The sequence below is a fragment of the Arthrobacter sulfonylureivorans genome, from assembly GCF_022637435.1.
GTDB lineage: Bacteria > Actinomycetota > Actinomycetes > Actinomycetales > Micrococcaceae > Crystallibacter > Crystallibacter sulfonylureivorans.
On the sequence record NZ_CP093326.1, the window covers coordinates 3941479 to 3956925 of the forward strand.

A 15447-nucleotide genomic window follows, 5' to 3' on the forward strand; every position below is an offset into this window, starting at 1 on the left:
GGGAAGCTTTTGCGTTTGTCCTAGTCAGCGCCAGACGCCGTTCCAAGACATGGACAGTTCCCGCTGAACATGGACAACCGGTCACGTTCAGCAGCGTCGCTCCGGCGTGCCGAAACCGGTGAGGCACTGCTGGCCCGGTTGTGACGACGCGCGGGGTTCAAGGGGACAACGCGCGGTAGGAGACGCGTCCGGCACCCACTGCCGCGCTGCCCGTCTGGGACCGTCTACCGCTCCCGCAACGCACGCACCAGCGAGTCGAACCGCTCGTTGGCGGCCAGGTCCTCAAGCAGGAAGGCTTCCCCGTCCGGGCCGGCCAGCGGGATCCGCCAGTTGGGGTATTCGTCCGCGGTGCCCGGCTGGTTCTGCGTCCGCCGCTCCCCCACGGCGTCCGTCAGGGCAACGCCCAGCAGCACCGACGGGGTCTGGGCGATGAACGCGTGCAACGCCTCCACGGTCCGCTGCTCGCCGGAGGTGCCGGCGCCGCCGTCGTGCTGTGAAGCAGCCGGAACCCGCGAACGCACCAGGGAAAGCACCGACTCCTGGGCTGCCTGATCCAGGGTGCGCTCCTCCTCCACCGGCCGGTTCAGCAGGCCCAGCGAGTCGCGCAGGTCCACATGCTCGCCGGCAAGGTACCCGGCGGTGGGCGGAAGGTCGTGGGTGGTGACGCTGGTGAGGCAGGAGCGGCGGTAGCTCTCCGGCGGCCGGGGCGTGGCGCCGTCGTACTCGAACCACAGGATGGAGGTGCCCAGGATGCCGCGCTCGGCCAGATAGTCCTGCACACCGGGCTCGAAGACCCCGAGGTCCTCGCCGATCACCACGACGCCGGCCCGTTCGGCTTCTAGGGCGAGGATGCCGATCAGGGCCTCGTGGTCGTAGTACACGTAGGCGCCTTCGCCGGGCGGGCCACCGACGGGGATCCACCAGAGCCGGAACAGCCCGAGGATGTGGTCCACCCGGATGCCGCCGGCGTGGCGCAAGATGGTCCGCAGCATGTCCCGGTAGGCGGCATAGCCGGACTCGGCGAGGCGTTCGGGATGCCACGGGGGCTGGGACCAGTTCTGGCCCTGCTGGTTGAACATGTCCGGCGGCGCGCCCACCGAGATGTCGGCGGCCAGCACCTCCTGCAAACTCCAGGCATCGGCGCCGGCAGGATGGACGCCGACCGCGAGGTCATGCACTATCCCGAGGTTCATTCCCGCATCGAGGGCGCGGCGCTGCGCGGCCTCAAGCTGCTCGTCGCACAGCCACTGCAGCCACTCGTGAAACTCGACCCGGTCCTTGAGCGCACTGCGCTGCGATTCGATGAACTCCGGATCCGACCACTCGGGAGCGCCGGGCGGAAGGGTTTCGGCGAGCGCACACCACAGGGCAAAACGCTCCAGCCCCTCGCCTTCTTGAGCACGGAAGGCGTCGAACTGCTGCTGCCGTTCCGCGGACCGAGGTACCGCGAAGACCGCCTCCAGCGCCTGTAGTTTGGCCGCGAAAACGGGATCACGGTCCAGGATGCCGGCGTCGAGGTTCGCGTTGTGGAAATCGTTCCGCAGCGGGATGTCACGGGCTTCAGGCACGTCCTCGACCCGCAGGTAGATCGGGTTGACGAAGCGGCGCGTTGCGGGCAGGTAGGGCGAGGGCTCCACCGGCGGCTTGGGCTGTGCCGCGTGCAGCGGGTTGATCAGGACGAACCCGGCGCCCTTGGCGGCAGCCGTTTCGGCCAGCACGGCCAGGTCGTCAAGATCGCCGATGCCCCAGGACGACCGCGAGCGCACCGAGTACAGCTGCGCCATCAGGCCCCAGCTTCGGTCAAGCCGATCGGCGGTGGTGAGCCGTTGCGGGGTGACCACCAGCGCGCACTGCGCCTGGCTGCCGGGCGTCGCCGGGGGATGGCTGCCGGGCGTCGCCGGGGAATGGCTGGTGAGACGCCCGGTTCGGGGCCGGTCGGTTGCGGTCTGGCCGGCTCCGGCCTGGCCGGTTGGAGCCTGGTCGGCTCCGGCCTCGGTCACCTCGAGTGTGTGCCAGCCCAGCGGGAGGTCGGCCGGCACCACCGCGGCCAGGCGATCACGCGGAACGCCCACTGCCTCATGCGGCCCGCCGACCACCACCTCGACGTCGCGGCGCGACCCGTCCTCCAATACGATCTGCACCCGGGGGCGGGCGCCCGGGCTCACATTTACCGGCACCTCAGCGGCGTCTCCTTGGCGGACGACGACGGCGGGCGGCAGCGTGCGCTGCAACGGCGCGAGTTCCGCGGCCCGGAGGGAGACGGTGACATCGTCGTCGGTCTCGCAGGGGACACCCAGCGCGGTGAGGACAGCAACCAGCGTTGCCGGGCCGACCGCTTGCTCAATGCCGTCCCAACCGCGGAAAGTAGTGCCGACGCCGTGTTCCCGTGCGAGGCGCTGCAGCGCCGTGAGCTCAGCCATGCACCCAATCTACGGGAACCGCCCGGGCCTGTCGGGAGTCTGCGCACCACCCTGGCCCGTGCCGGGAAGTCTGCGAACCCACCCGGACCTGTGCCGGGAAGTCTGCGAACCCACCCGGACCTGTGCCGGGAAGTCTGCGAACCCACCCGGACCTGTGCCGGGAAGTCTGCGAACCCACCCGGACCTGTGCCGGGGAGTCTGCTAACCCACCCGGACCGGTGGGTTTCTGCGAACCAGGCAGCAGGTGTGGGTTCCGGGCCCACCTGCGGCAAGCACCGCCGTCGTACTGGGAATTCAAGGCAAGACGCAACGCGGCTCAACAATTTTGGCGGCTACGGCGGAAGTTGCGAGAATGGACGGGACCATCCCGAGCGGTTGAGAGATCTGGCTCTTTGACACCGCAGCAACCATCCGGCCAACCGGAAAGGTGCTACCGCCAGAAGCGATGGAGAGAGCGCAAGCAATCTTTGATCCGGATGGCGCCCCCGCATCCGGGCGCGCCGCCAGGACCGTCATTGCCTCGGGAACCTAAGTTTTTAAGGAGCTGCCTGATGGCTGAACGCACATTCGGTTTCCGCACCCGTGCCCTGCACGCCGGCGGCACGCCCGACGCCGAGCACGGCGCGCGGGCCGTGCCGATCTACCAGAGCACGTCGTTCGTGTTCAAGGACACCGACGACGCCGCGAACCTTTTCGCGCTGCAGAAGTACGGCAACATCTACTCCCGCATCGGCAACCCCACGGTGGCCGCGTTCGAGGAGCGCATTGCCTCGCTTGAGGGCGGCATCGGCGCGGTGGCCACGTCGTCGGGCATGGCCGCCGAGTTCATCACCTTCGCGGCGTTGGCCGGCGCGGGCGACCACATTGTGGCCTCGTCCAAGCTCTACGGCGGCACCATCACCCAGCTGGACGTGACGCTGCGCCGGTTCGGCGTGGAGACCACGTTCGTTGACTCCACCGACCCGGCCGACTTCGCCGCGGCCATCCGCGAGAACACCAAGGCGGTCTACACCGAGATCGTGGCCAATCCGTCCGGCGACATCGCCGATCTGGCAGGCCTTGCCGCGGTGGCGCACGACGCCGGCCTCCCTCTGGTGGTGGACGCCACCTTGAGCACTCCCTACCTGATCCGGCCGATCGAGCACGGCGCGGACATTGTGATCCACTCCGCCACCAAGTTCCTGGGCGGGCACGGCACCACGCTGGGCGGCGTCGTCGTCGAATCCGGGCGTTTCAACTGGGGCAATGGCAAGTTCCCGCAGATGACCGAGCCGGTGGCCAGCTACGGCAATGTGTCCTGGTGGGGCAACTTCGGCGAGTACGGCTTCCTCACCAAGCTGCGCTCCGAGCAACTGCGCGACATCGGGCCGTCGCTGTCCGCGCAGTCCGCGTTCCAGCTGCTGCAGGGCGTGGAAACGCTGGCGCAGCGGATGGACGAGCACCTGGCCAACGCCCGCAAGGTGGCCGAGTGGCTGGAGGCCGACGAGCGCGTCTCGTGGGTCAGCTACGCCGGCCTGCCGGCGCACCCGCACTACGAGCGTGGCCGGCATTACCTGCCCAAGGGCGTGGGCTCGGTGTTCAGTTTCGGCGTCAAGGGCGGCCGGGTGGCGGGCCAGAAGTTCATCGAATCGCTGCAGCTAGCCAGCCACCTGGCCAACATTGGCGACGCCCGTACCCTGGTACTGCACCCGGGATCGACCACGCACCAGCAGCTCACCGCCGACCAGTTGGTGGCCGCCGGCGTGCCCGAAGACCTGATCCGCATCTCCGTGGGGCTGGAAGACGTGGACGATATCCTCTGGGACCTGGACCAGGCCCTCGCGCTCTCGCAGCAGGCCGGCGCCGAGCACGGCCCGAGCCGTGACCATGAGGACGACACTTTCGACACCTCCGAGTTCGCCTCGCCCACCTACGCGGGCGAGGCGTGCACCATCCCGGCCGCGCGCGCCGCGCGGACGGAGCCGGGAACCCGTGTTGTCGAGTCAGTGGAAGAACTGATCGAAGCCGAAGAAGGAGCCGCCAAGTGACCGCCACAGCAGAACGCGCGTGGGTGGGACCCTCCGCCCCGGAACGGTTGAACATTCTGCGCAACACCAAGTCCATCGCCATCGTCGGTGCCTCGGACAAGCCCAGCCGCGCCAGCTACTTCGTGGCCACATATCTGCTGTCCAGCTCGCCGTACAAGGTCTACTTTGTGAATCCAGTGGCCAAAGAGATCTTGGGCCAGCCGGTCTACAAGTCGCTGGCGGACCTGCCCGAGGTCCCGGACCTGGTGGACGTGTTCCGCAAGCACGACGACCTGCCCACCGTGCTGGAGGAGACGCTGGCCGTCGGCGCCAAGACCATCTGGCTGCAGCTGGGCTCCTGGCACGAGGAGGTCGCGGCCAAGGCCGAGGCCGCCGGCCTAAACGTGGTAATGGACCGCTGCGTCAAGATCGAGCACGCCCGCTTCCACGGCGGCCTGCACTTGGCCGGCTTCGACACCGGCGTGATCTCCTCCAAGCGCCAGCTGACCGCTTAGAAGTACCCCGGTTGGCGGCGTCCCACAAACGCGCCCCGACACAGCAGGAAGCCCGCCCGGATGACAGTCCTTCCCTTGGGAAGGCGCTCATCCGGGCGGGCTTATTTAACGTGCCCAAACTTTTCCAAAGGTCACGATGGAAGTCTCCACGGCATGGCGCACTGATCGGTTGAGCTGGACGCTGGACCGCGCTCACGCCTGTTATGAGGATCAAACACGGGCCCGGCCGCGAGCCGGACCGGCAAATTGGGGAGACATGATCATGGCCAAATCGCCGCGGCACGCTAAACGGCGCCGCCCGGCCGGAAAACAGATCACCGCACTAGCCTCGGCGAGTGCAGTCGTCTTGTCCGGCATACTCTTACCTTTAAGCACAGCCTCGGCTGCACCACCGCCGGGCCAGGACTTCAACGTTTCGCAGGGCGATCTTGAGTTCATCATCAAGCAGATCGAGATTTCGGAGGCGCACGCCGAAGACACGCTGGCCAATCCAAACTCGTCACCGCTGTGTAAGTCGACCGCGAAGTTTGATATCCCGAGCCAGACCCACATCGACCTCGACGGTGATCCCTGCGTGGGCTCGCCGCTGCTGCCGTACGGGCTGCGGACCGTCGACGGCCGGTGGAACAACCTGATGCCCGCCCAAGACCGCCACGGAAGTGCGCTGACCACCTTCCCGCGTCTGCTCGATCCCCAGTACCGGCAGGCGGAGACCATTCCGCCGTTCGCTCCCGGCTACAACCCGGACGAACCGGACGCGACCACCAGCTACGAGCAGACAGACGGCTTCGTCTACGACTCCGAACCGCGCACCGTCAGCAACTTGATCGTGGATCAGACCACGGACAATCCCGCTGCCGTCGCAGTCTCCGAGCGGGTGGAGGGCTCTGGCAAGGTCGATCCCTCCGCGGTGGGCCGGGTTGCCGGCCCCGATCGGTATACGACCGCAGCCCAGCTGAGTTTTGCCAATTTCGGGGCCGGCGTCCCGGTGGTTTACCTGGCCACCGGCGAGAACTTCCCGGATGCCTTGGCCGCCGGTCCGGCGGCCGCCGCCGGCAAGGGACCGCTGCTGCTGACGAATCGTGCCGGCCTCCCGCAGGCCACGGCGGACGAGCTGGCACGGCTGAATCCGGCCCGCATCGTCGTCGTCGGCGGGGAAGGCAGCGTCAGCGGTGCGGTCTTCAATCAGTTGGTCGCGGCCCATCCCAGCGCAACCATTGACCGTATTGCCGGTTCCAGCCGGTACGCGACCTCCGCGGCGATCAGCGCGGATGTCTTCGCCGAAGGACTGGCCAAGGTCTACATCGCCACCGGTGACAACTTCCCGGACTCCCTTTCCGGCGCCGCTCCGGCAGCCCGGGACGGAAGCCCCGTCCTGCTTGTGGAACGCAACGCCATCCCCGCCGAGGTAAAGGCGGAGCTGGAGCGCCTGGCCCCCACGGATATCGTGGTCCTCGGCGGCGAGCCAACCGTCACGGCAGCCGTCCAGTCGCAGCTCGCCAGCTATACGAACGGCGGGTCCGTCACTCGTCTGGCCGGTCCCGACCGGTTCGCGACGTCGGCAGCCATCTCGGCGGCCAGCTATGCACCGGCCACCTCGGATGTCTTCATCACCACCGGCATGAATTTCCCCGACGCGCTGGGGGCTGTCCCGGTGGCGGGGCAGCGCAAGGCACCGTTGTTGTTGGTCCCGCAGTCGGGCAAACTGCCGGCTACCACCGTGGAGGAGCTCAAGCGCTTGAACCCTGACCGGGTCACCGTGCTCGGCGGTCCGACGACCGTCAGCGAAGGGATCCAGGCTGAAATCCAATCACTTCTCAGCGGCACCAAGATCTTCATCCCGGACGTCGCCACGGATGAAGGGCTGTCCGCGTCGGCTACATCGCTGTTCGTGATTTTCGGCCAATTCTTCGACCACGGCTTGGACCTGGTAGAGAAAGGCGGCAACGGCACCGTTGTCGTCCCCCTAAATGAAGACGACCCGCTGTATGTGGAAGGATCCAGGACCAACTTCCTGACACTTTCCCGCGCTACCATTGCTGACGGCGAAGGCCGCGAGCATACGAACCGCACCACCCCGTTCGTGGACCAGAACCAGACCTACACCTCGCATGCCTCTCACCAGGCTTTCGTGCGCGAGTACATGCTCGAGGGCGGCGTTCCGGTGCCCACCGGCCGGCTGCTGAACGGTGTCGGCGGCGAAGGCCTGGCCACTTGGGCGGACGTCAAGAAGCAGGCCCGTGACGTCCTGGGCATCGACTTGGTAGACAAGGACGTGCTCGACGTGCCGTTGCTGGCCACCGACCCTTACGGTCACTTCATACCGGGAGCGGACGGCTTCCCACAACTGGCCGTGTCCGGCGGCAACGAGACCGCCTTGGTGGAAGGTGATCCGGCCGATCCGGTCTCCACTGCCGACGCGCTCAGGGCCGGGGTCTCCTTCTTGGACGACATCGCCCACGGCGCCACGCCCACCGATGACCCCAGCGGCTACGACAACGCCTCGCTGGACCGCCACTACATCACCGGCGACGGGCGCGGCAACGAGAACATCGGCTTGACCGCCGTGCACCACGTGTTCCACTCCGAACACAATCGCGTCACCGAGCAGGTCCGCGACATTCTTGAGAACGAGATGCCGGCCGGGCTGCGCGAACGCTTCCAGGAGGACGGTTTCTGGGACTATGGCGAGCGCCTGTTCCAGGCGGGACGGTTCCTGACCGAGATGCAGTATCAGCACCTGGTGTTCGAGGAATTCGCCCGCCGGGTCCAGCCAGCCATCGACCCGGTGGTCCTGAACGAGAACTCGTACCAGCCGCAGATCAACTCGGCGATTTCGGCCGAGTTCGCCCACGCGGTGTACCGCTTCGGCCACTCGATGCTGACCCAGACAGTGCCGCGCGAGTTCAACGGCCAGGTGCACGAGATGCCGCTGCTGCAGGCGTTCCTGAACCCGGCGGCCTTTGAGCGGGACCCAGACGGGAACGTCATCCCGCATGACGAGGCGGCCGGCGCCATCCTGAAAGGCCTGGCCAATCAGACCGCCAACGGCATCGACGAATTCGTCACGGATACGCTTCGCAACGAACTCCTCGGCTTGCCGTTGGACCTGGCGACGATCAACATGCTGCGGGCCCGCGACACGGGCGTTCCTCCGCTGCAGGCGGCCCGGGCCAAGTTCTTCGAGCTTTCCGGCGACTCGCAGCTGGAGCCGTACACCAGCTGGGAGGATTTCCGCCTGGCCATGAAGAATCCCGAGTCGATCGTCAACTTCATCGCCGCCTACGGCATCCACCCGACCCTAGCGGAGGCTGAGACGCTGGATGCCAAGCGAGCCGCCGGCACGGCGCTGGCTGCGGACGAAGAGTTCATGAACGCCCCGGCCGCCGACACCGGCGTAAACCGGATCGATTTCTGGATGGGAGGCATGGCCGAAAAGCCGTACATCTTCGGCGGCATGCTGGGCTCCACGTTCAACCATGTCTTTGAGCAGCAGCTCGAGGACCTGCAGAACGGCGACCGCTTTTACTACCTCACCCGCAACTTGGGCAACACGCTCTTCCACTCTCTGGAAGGCAACTCGCTGTCCCAGATTGTCCTGCGCAACACCACGGCGGACCGCGTCCCGCACGATGTCTTCGCATCGCCGCAGGTCACGTTCAACCTCGACAGCCCGCAGGCGGACCTGAATGCGGCGGGGCTCACCGGCAGCCAGGGAGGCGGCTGGAGGTACACCGGAGCCGAACATATCGTCATCCAGGACACCGACCAGCCCAGCAACATCCGCGGTGGTCTCGGTGACGACTCCATCTGGGGCAAGGGCGGCAATGATCGGATCGAAGGCGACGACGGCGTCGATGCCCTGATGGGCGGCGACGGCGACGACATCATCACCGACCTGTTCGGCGACGGTGACCGGCTCCAGGGCGAAAGCGGCAACGATGCGCTGAACCCGGGCCCAGGTGTCGGCGACCTGACCTTCGGCGGATCCGGCAAGGACTTCATGCTCGGCGGCCAGGACCGTGTGACGGCCCACGGCGGCTTGGGCGATGACTTCCTGCTCGGTTCCACGGGGCCGGACGTCCTCTACGGCGACGAGCACAACGACTGGCTCGAAGGCGGTAACGGCGCGGACCTGGTGCAGGGCGACATGGGCAACACCATGTTCAATGACCCGAACCTGTACCACGGAGGCCACGACGTCTTGATCGGCAACGGCGGGAACAACGACCTCGATGCCGAAGGCGGTGACGACATCATGGTCGCCGGCCCCGGCACGGACAGGTTCTCGGGCGTGCTCGGTTTCGACTGGGTGACCTACAAGGACCACAAGCTGCCGGTCAATGCTGACATGGGCTTCATCGTCGGCATGCCGCAGGATGTGACGAGCGTCCGCGACAGGTACCTGCAGACCGAGGCGCTCTCGGGTTGGGACGGCAACGACATCATCCGCGGTTCGCAGGGCGGGATCGATCTGACCTTCGGCCCGGACAATGAAGCCATCGGCTACGGCCACGACCTGACCCAGGAGCATCTGGACCGGGTCACCGGGCTGCGCGAGCTGCTCGGCGGCGGGGAGATTCCCGACTACGCCAGGCCGTTCCTTCAGGACGATCCGGTTAGCTACGACGGGGATGTCAACAACAACATCCTCATGGGCGGCCGGGGCAGCGACCTGATCGAACCGCGTGACGGCCGCAACTTCGTCGATGGCGATGCCTGGCTGAACGTGCGAATCGAGCACCGTCCGGAGAACGGCCCGGTGGAGACGCAGAACAGCATGGCTGCTTACAACACCCGGATCTTCAACGGCCAGATCAACCCCAAGGACCTGCACATTGTCCGCGAGGTTGTCAGCCTGGAGAACCAGCCGGGCACCATCGACACGGCAGTGTTCGAGGGTGTCGCCGATGACTACACCGTCACGGAACTCGAGCCGAACATCTTCGAAGTCTCCAACACACTGGAGGCCCCGGAGATGGCCAATGTGGTCAGGAATATCGAGCGGCTGCAGTTCAATGATCAAGTCATCTGCCTACCGCTGGGTAGCACGGCCAACTGCGGCCAGGCCGAGGGCGAGGTCCTGCTCAGCCACGACGAGCCGATCACGGAGAATGGAGTCCTCACCACCGACGCCTCCGGTGTCACGGACGCCGACGGAATCGATTCCGACCTGACGTACTCACTGCAGGTCCTCATCGAGGCCGGTACCGATCCGTTCACCAACGTGTGGGTCACCACCCAGGCCAACGAGTCGGGCGAATTCACCCTCGGCGACGCCGAAGTAGGATTCCCGGTTCGTGTCCTGGTGACCTATGTCGACGGCGCAGGTACGCACGAGCAGATCGCCTCCGCGGCCACGGATCCAGTCGCCAACGTCAACGACGAGCCCACGGGCTTGGCGATCGCACCGGCGGCTCCGAGCGTAGGAGACGTCCTGCACATCAGCACCCAGCTGTTCGATGGTGACGGTGCCGAAAGTGTGCTGGAGGAGCCGGGCGGCGTGTACACCTGGCAGCAGGGCAGTGACGCCGGCGGCTGGACCGACATCCCGGGCGCGACCGGCGATGGCACAACGGACAATACGTTTATCGTGACGGCCGACCAGCAGAACCAGCAGATCAGGCTCACGATCGCGTACACGGACGATCAAGGCACCAACGAGGTCGCAGTTTCGAACGCAACCTCCGTGGTTCCGAGCCCTGAGAATCCGGTTCCGACCCCGTAACCCAGCCGCTCCACAACATAGAATGTGCCTGCGCAGCCCCGCTGCGCAGGCACATTCTATGTGGCGGCAGGAACCTCAGCCGGCTCCAGCCGCCGCCGCCTCGAAAGCGACCACCCGGTCCAGCGCGGGCATCAGTTCCCGCACCATCTGCTCGAAAACGGAGTCGTCCTGCCGATAGGGATCGACGACGTCGTCCGCTGCCGGGTCGGTGGCCAGTACCGCGTAGCGTTTAAGGGAAGCCAGCTGCGGCAGACGGCGCCACCGTTCCGAGACCTCGGGGGCGGCGCGGCCGCAGGGTACCCGGATCGCCGGATCCGCCGCCAGCGCCGCCAGCATCCGGGCCAGTTCCCGGACGGTGAAGGTCCGTTTAAGCAGCCGAGGCGCCATGGCCACGAGAGAGTCCCGATGCCCGGTGGTCATCGCCAGCGCCAGATCCGGTGAATCCAAATGGGAGTCCTCAAGCTGCCGGGCAGTAAATCCCGAAGACTCGAGGCCGAGAGTGTGCAGCAACGCTTGGGTCCGCTGATCCATCGGTGCAGCCACCAACGCCTGGATACCCGCGCTGCGGACCTCGAACATCCCGGGGCGCAGTTCATCCAGCCTGTGCCGGAGCACGTGTTCGGCCAAAGGCGAACGACAGACATTACCCGTGCAGACAACCAATATCCGGATCATGGTCTGGGCCAGCCTCCTGACATCGAAATCGATGCGAGTCTATGCCAGAAATCCGGCTGGGTCGTCATCGGCCGGCAAAGAGACGGCCCCGCGCCCCTTGACTGCGTCCGTAAGCTGGGAACTGGAACACCGTTGGGGGATGGGGACCGGGGGGACAACCGTATGGCCGGCGTACTCGTGCATGAATGGATCGCTGCCACCGGCGGCTCGGAAAAAGTGCTGGACTCACTGGCCAGAATGTTTCCGCTGGCCGACCTGCAGTGCCTGTGGACGGATGTTCCGGACCGATTCCCGGGCCGAAACGTGCACCAGACGTGGTTGGCCGCCACCCCGCTTCGCCGCAGCAAGCTGGCAGCGCTGCCCTTCATGCCCGGGACCTGGAGCGCCCTGCCTGCAGTCAAGGCCTACGACTGGATGCTGGTCAGCTCCCATCTGTTTGCCCATCACGCACGCTTCACCGGTCCCGCACGCCACGCGGTCAAGCTCAGCTACATTCATTCACCAGCGCGCTACATCTGGGCGCCGGAGCAGGACAGCCGCGGCAGCGCCCCTGTCCTGAAGGCCGCAGCGTCGCTGCTGAAGCCGCTGGACCGGCGCCGCAGCCGCGAATCCGTGGCGCTGGCCGCTAACAGCGCCTTCATCCGGGATAGGATCCGCCGGGTCTGGGACCTGGATGCCGAAGTCATCCACCCGCCGGTCGATGTCGGCCGTATTCAGGCCGTTCCTGACTGGGCCCATCGGCTGGGCGGCCGGGACGCGGATCTGCTGGCCGCTCTGCCTGCCGAGTTCGTGCTCGGCGCCTCACGCTTTATCGGCTACAAAGATCTCCATCGAGTTATTGAGGTTGGCGCGCGCATGCAGTTGCCCGTGGTTTTGGCCGGCAGCGGCCCGCTCGGTGCCCGGCTTCGCGAAGATGCACACCGTGCGGGGGTCCCGGTGCATTTTCCCGGCACTGTCTCCGACGAACTTCTTTTTGCCCTCTACCAGCGGTGCCGGTTGTTCGTGTTTCCGCCGGTGGAGGACTTCGGCATCATGCCGGTAGAGGCAATGGCTGCCGGCGCCCGGGTCCTGGCCAACCGGGTCGGCGGCACCGCAGAGACCGTCGTCGACGGCGCCACGGGCGCGTTGACGGACTTCACGCGACCGGACGAACTGGAGGAGGCCATCAGCCGGGCCAATTCCGGCTCAGCCGAAGCAGCCAGACTGCGCGCGGCCAGCTATTCCGAGGAGATCTTCCAGAGCCGCATTCTGGCCTGGACCGCCCGGTATGCGGGCATTTCTGCAGACTCCGGCGGCGCCACGTGATTGCCGTAGACGCTCGGTTCACCGGTAACCATGGAATTGCCCGCTATGCCCGCGAGGTGACCGGACGGCTTACCGTGCCTTGGACCGCGCTTCCCGGCAGCCGAAACCCTGCTTCTGTGCAGGGCTTGCTGGACGGGTGGAAGCTGCCGCCCGGAACGAGGATGGTCTACTCCCCCGGCTTCAACGTTGTGGCCACGAAGGCGCCTCAGGTGGTCACCATCCATGATCTGATCCATCTGGGGGGATCAGGCCCACAGCCGCTGGCCTACCGCGTTTATTACGAATCAGTGATCAAGCCGCGCATTCGGTCGGCCGGAACGGTGCTCACAGTCTCGCGCACATCCGCCTTAGAGCTGCGCAAGTGGCTCGGTCGCTCGTCGGTGGAGATCGTGAACACCGGCAACGGCTGCTCCCCGGTGTTCACCCCCACCGGTAAGGCCCATACAGGGGACCGCCCCTATTTCCTCTACGTCGGCAACACCCGGCGGCACAAGAATGTGGACGTGATCCTGCATGCCCTCGCCCGGGTCCCCGAAGCGGAGTTGCTGGTGGTCTCCGGGGAAGTTGGCGGGTTTACCCGGCTCTTCCAGACGGCCGGCGTCGCCGGCCGGTCCACTGTTCTCAGTTCAGTGCCCGACTCTTATTTGGCTGAGTTGTACCGTGGGGCCGTCGCCACCCTGTTCCCCTCCACTCGTGAAGGTTTCGGCCTGCCTGCCGTGGAGTCGCTCAGCTGCGGTACCCCAGTGCTGTACTGGCGTGGCTGCGCCAGCGTTCATGAGATCTGCGACGGTTACGGCCTCGCTCTCCGCGAGGCCAATGACCCGGCCGAATGGACGCGGCTGATGCAGGGGATGCTGCGCCGGGCACGTAGCCGCGTCGATTTCGACACCGCACGCTACTCATGGAACAGGGTAGCCGACACTGTGAACGAGGTACTGGATGCCTACCGCTGCTGAGGACGTGACCGCTGTCGTCCTGAACTGGAAGGACACCGAACGCACGACGAGGTGCATTGCTTCCCTGCTGGGACCGGGCGGGCCCGGAGAGGTGATCCTTGTAGACAACGAGTCGGAAGGTCTGCTGCGCGGCCTGTCGGACAGGTTCCCGCCCGGCAAGGTACGGCTGATCGAGTCCCGCCAAAACCTGGGCTTTGCCGCCGGCATCAACTTTGGCTTGGCGGCCCGCAGGCCCGGAACCCGCTACCTGCTGGTCATTAACAACGACGCCGAGCTGCTGCCGGGGTGCCTACCTGCCCTCCTGGTTGCGGCATGCCAGGACCCGAGAGCAGGCCTCTTCGCCCCCGTCGTCCTGAATTCCGATGGCTCGGTCCAGTCAGCCGGCGAGCGCTTCTGGCCGCTGGCTGCTTCCGTGCGTGCCGTGCGCCCCGGATACCACCCGGATTACCTCACCTTCGCCTGCGTGCTGGTTCCGGTCTCCACCCTGGAGCAGATCGGGATGCTCGATGAAGGATTTTTCATGTACTGGGAGGACGTGGAATACGGGATGCGCTGCCGTCGGCAAGGACTGCGGCTGGCGGTGGTTCCCGATGCCTTGGTCCGGCATGAGCTTTCCGCCTCGCACGGAAAAGCAAGCCGCTGGATCGACCTGTATTCGATGATGGGGCTGGCGGTTCTCGCGCGCCGGATGGGCGGCACCGCCTATGCTGGCTTGGGATGGCGCCTGCTACTGCGGCTGGGCAAACGGCTGGCCCAAGGTGATCTGGTTGCCTGCCGTTTTGTGCTGCGCGGACTCGCCCTAGGAATGTTCCCGCCTCATCCGGTGGGGCATATCGGTGTGAATCGCCTCAGGAACGGTCCGGTCCCTTCTGATGAGACAGGTGCAGCATGAATCTCTCGCTGCATGACGCCCAAGGCAAGTTGCGGTGGACACCGATGCGAGCGGCCAGACGCCTGCTCCAGAGTTGCGGGTCATGGATTGCCCGCTTGATCGCCTTCAGCCTCCGGCTGCGCAACCGGTGGAGTAGGGCCACGGTGCTTGGCGACGGCGACGCCGTCGTGTGCCTGACATCCTACGGCCCGCGGCTTAAGCAGGCGCACCTGGCCATCGAATCGGTGGGCCGGGGCCAGATGCGCCCACGGCGCCTCATCCTTTGGCTCGACGATACGGTGGATGCGCATGCCCTCCCGGGGGCGCTGCGGCGGCTGGAATCGCGGGGACTGGAAATTCGGGGATCGCACGGCAGCTTCGGGCCGCACACCAAGTACTTCCCGTACGTTTCGGAGAATTCCAAGCCCGAGCTGCCTCTGGTGACTTGCGACGATGACATCCTCTACCCCAAATGGTGGCTGCACACTCTGCTGGTGGACTATGAGAGCCAGCAACCGCCAGCCGTGGTGGCCTTCCGGGCGCACAGGATCGGTCTGGCCGGCGGTGTCCTGAAGCCTTACGGGCAGTGGCAGCCAGTTCGTACCGATCGGCCCTCGCACCGCCATTTCGTTACCGGTGTATCCGGAGCCGTGTATCCACCCGCCGTGCAGCGGAGCCTCGCCGCGCTTGGGGACGCTTTCCTGCAGCGTTGCCCCCGGGCCGACGACGTCTGGCTGAATGTGGTCGCCTTGCGCCTTGGCACCAAGGTCAAGCAGGTCTCAGCCCGAAGCCGGCACTTCCCTCTGGTCCACCGCTCGCAGCAACAGGCCCTGCAACAGCACAATGTGCAGGCCGGGGGAAACGACGCACAGCTCCTCGCCACCTATGACGCTGCGGATTTGGCCAAGCTCGCTGCCGCCACCGAAACAGCCGCCCAGCTGATCCCATAGGAGGGAGACCGGGAGGCCTCG

General features: G+C 66.2%; 9 protein-coding genes and 1 riboswitch. Of the genes, 7 read left to right on the forward strand and 2 right to left on the reverse strand.

All coding sequences use genetic code 11. The annotated features are described in order from the left end of the window. Window positions 1-224: 224 nt before the first annotated feature. Entirely contained in the window at window positions 225-2420 is a 2196-nt protein-coding gene (gene malQ, locus MNQ99_RS18120) for a 4-alpha-glucanotransferase (RefSeq protein ID WP_241913971.1), read from the reverse strand. A gap of 359 nt (window positions 2421-2779) precedes the next feature. Beyond that, window positions 2780-2872, forward strand: a riboswitch (SAM riboswitch). A 99-nt stretch (window positions 2873-2971) separates the two neighbouring features. Here malQ and MNQ99_RS18125 point away from each other — a divergent pair. The 3 genes from MNQ99_RS18125 to MNQ99_RS18135 all read left to right on the forward strand — a co-directional run bounded on the left by MNQ99_RS18125 (window position 2972) and on the right by MNQ99_RS18135 (window position 10669). Then, a complete protein-coding gene (locus tag MNQ99_RS18125) occupies window positions 2972-4447 on the forward strand; it encodes an O-acetylhomoserine aminocarboxypropyltransferase/cysteine synthase family protein (protein ID WP_241913972.1) in 1476 nt (491 codons plus the stop codon). Beyond that, the gene (locus MNQ99_RS18130; RefSeq protein WP_241913973.1) at window positions 4444-4941 is read left to right on the forward strand and encodes a CoA-binding protein; all 498 of its coding nucleotides are present in this window, start codon (window positions 4444-4446) and stop codon (window positions 4939-4941) included. Before MNQ99_RS18125 ends, MNQ99_RS18130 begins: the two co-directional genes overlap by 4 nt. A gap of 262 nt (window positions 4942-5203) precedes the next feature. After that, window positions 5204-10669, forward strand: a complete 5466-nt coding sequence (locus MNQ99_RS18135) for a peroxidase family protein (RefSeq protein WP_241913974.1) — start codon at window positions 5204-5206, stop codon at window positions 10667-10669. A gap of 75 nt (window positions 10670-10744) precedes the next feature. Here the strand turns inward: MNQ99_RS18135 and MNQ99_RS18140 are convergent, their stop codons facing one another. Continuing rightward, window positions 10745-11344: an arsenate reductase/protein-tyrosine-phosphatase family protein gene (locus MNQ99_RS18140; protein WP_277883569.1), complete on the reverse strand. Its 600-nt coding sequence runs from the start codon at window positions 11342-11344 to the stop codon at window positions 10745-10747. Between the two features lie 162 nt (window positions 11345-11506). On the opposite strand from MNQ99_RS18140, the gene MNQ99_RS18145 reads away from it, so the two are divergent. From MNQ99_RS18145 to MNQ99_RS18160, 4 genes are read left to right on the forward strand one after another with little or no spacing between them, the layout of a single operon-like run. Further along, a complete protein-coding gene (locus MNQ99_RS18145) occupies window positions 11507-12649 on the forward strand; it encodes a glycosyltransferase (RefSeq protein ID WP_241913976.1) in 1143 nt (380 codons plus the stop codon). Beyond that, window positions 12646-13605 carry a glycosyltransferase family 4 protein gene (locus tag MNQ99_RS18150; protein WP_241913977.1) on the forward strand — a complete coding sequence of 320 codons (960 nt, stop codon included), beginning with the start codon at window positions 12646-12648 and terminating at the stop codon, window positions 13603-13605. The genes MNQ99_RS18145 and MNQ99_RS18150 overlap by 4 nt, the downstream gene beginning before the upstream one ends. After that, window positions 13589-14497 carry a glycosyltransferase family 2 protein gene (locus MNQ99_RS18155; RefSeq protein WP_241913978.1) on the forward strand — a complete coding sequence of 303 codons (909 nt, stop codon included), beginning with the start codon at window positions 13589-13591 and terminating at the stop codon, window positions 14495-14497. Before MNQ99_RS18150 ends, MNQ99_RS18155 begins: the two co-directional genes overlap by 17 nt. Further along, entirely contained in the window at window positions 14494-15426 is a 933-nt protein-coding gene (locus MNQ99_RS18160; RefSeq protein ID WP_241913979.1) for a hypothetical protein, read from the forward strand. Before MNQ99_RS18155 ends, MNQ99_RS18160 begins: the two co-directional genes overlap by 4 nt. Window positions 15427-15447: the final 21 nt, after the last annotated feature.

What these genes read in the sequence shown, in the direction of transcription:
- malQ (WP_241913971.1), bottom strand. Translation starts at nt 2,420, where the DNA reads ATGGCTGAGCTCACGGCGCTGCAGCGCCTCGCACGGGAACACGGCGTC.
- MNQ99_RS18125 (WP_241913972.1), top strand. Translation starts at nt 2,972, where the DNA reads ATGGCTGAACGCACATTCGGTTTCCGCACCCGTGCCCTGCACGCCGGC.
- MNQ99_RS18135 (WP_241913974.1), top strand. Translation starts at nt 5,204, where the DNA reads ATGGCCAAATCGCCGCGGCACGCTAAACGGCGCCGCCCGGCCGGAAAA.
- MNQ99_RS18140 (WP_277883569.1), bottom strand. Translation starts at nt 11,344, where the DNA reads ATGATCCGGATATTGGTTGTCTGCACGGGTAATGTCTGTCGTTCGCCT.
- MNQ99_RS18145 (WP_241913976.1), top strand. Translation starts at nt 11,507, where the DNA reads ATGGCCGGCGTACTCGTGCATGAATGGATCGCTGCCACCGGCGGCTCG.
- MNQ99_RS18155 (WP_241913978.1), top strand. Translation starts at nt 13,589, where the DNA reads ATGCCTACCGCTGCTGAGGACGTGACCGCTGTCGTCCTGAACTGGAAG.
- MNQ99_RS18160 (WP_241913979.1), top strand. Translation starts at nt 14,494, where the DNA reads ATGAATCTCTCGCTGCATGACGCCCAAGGCAAGTTGCGGTGGACACCG.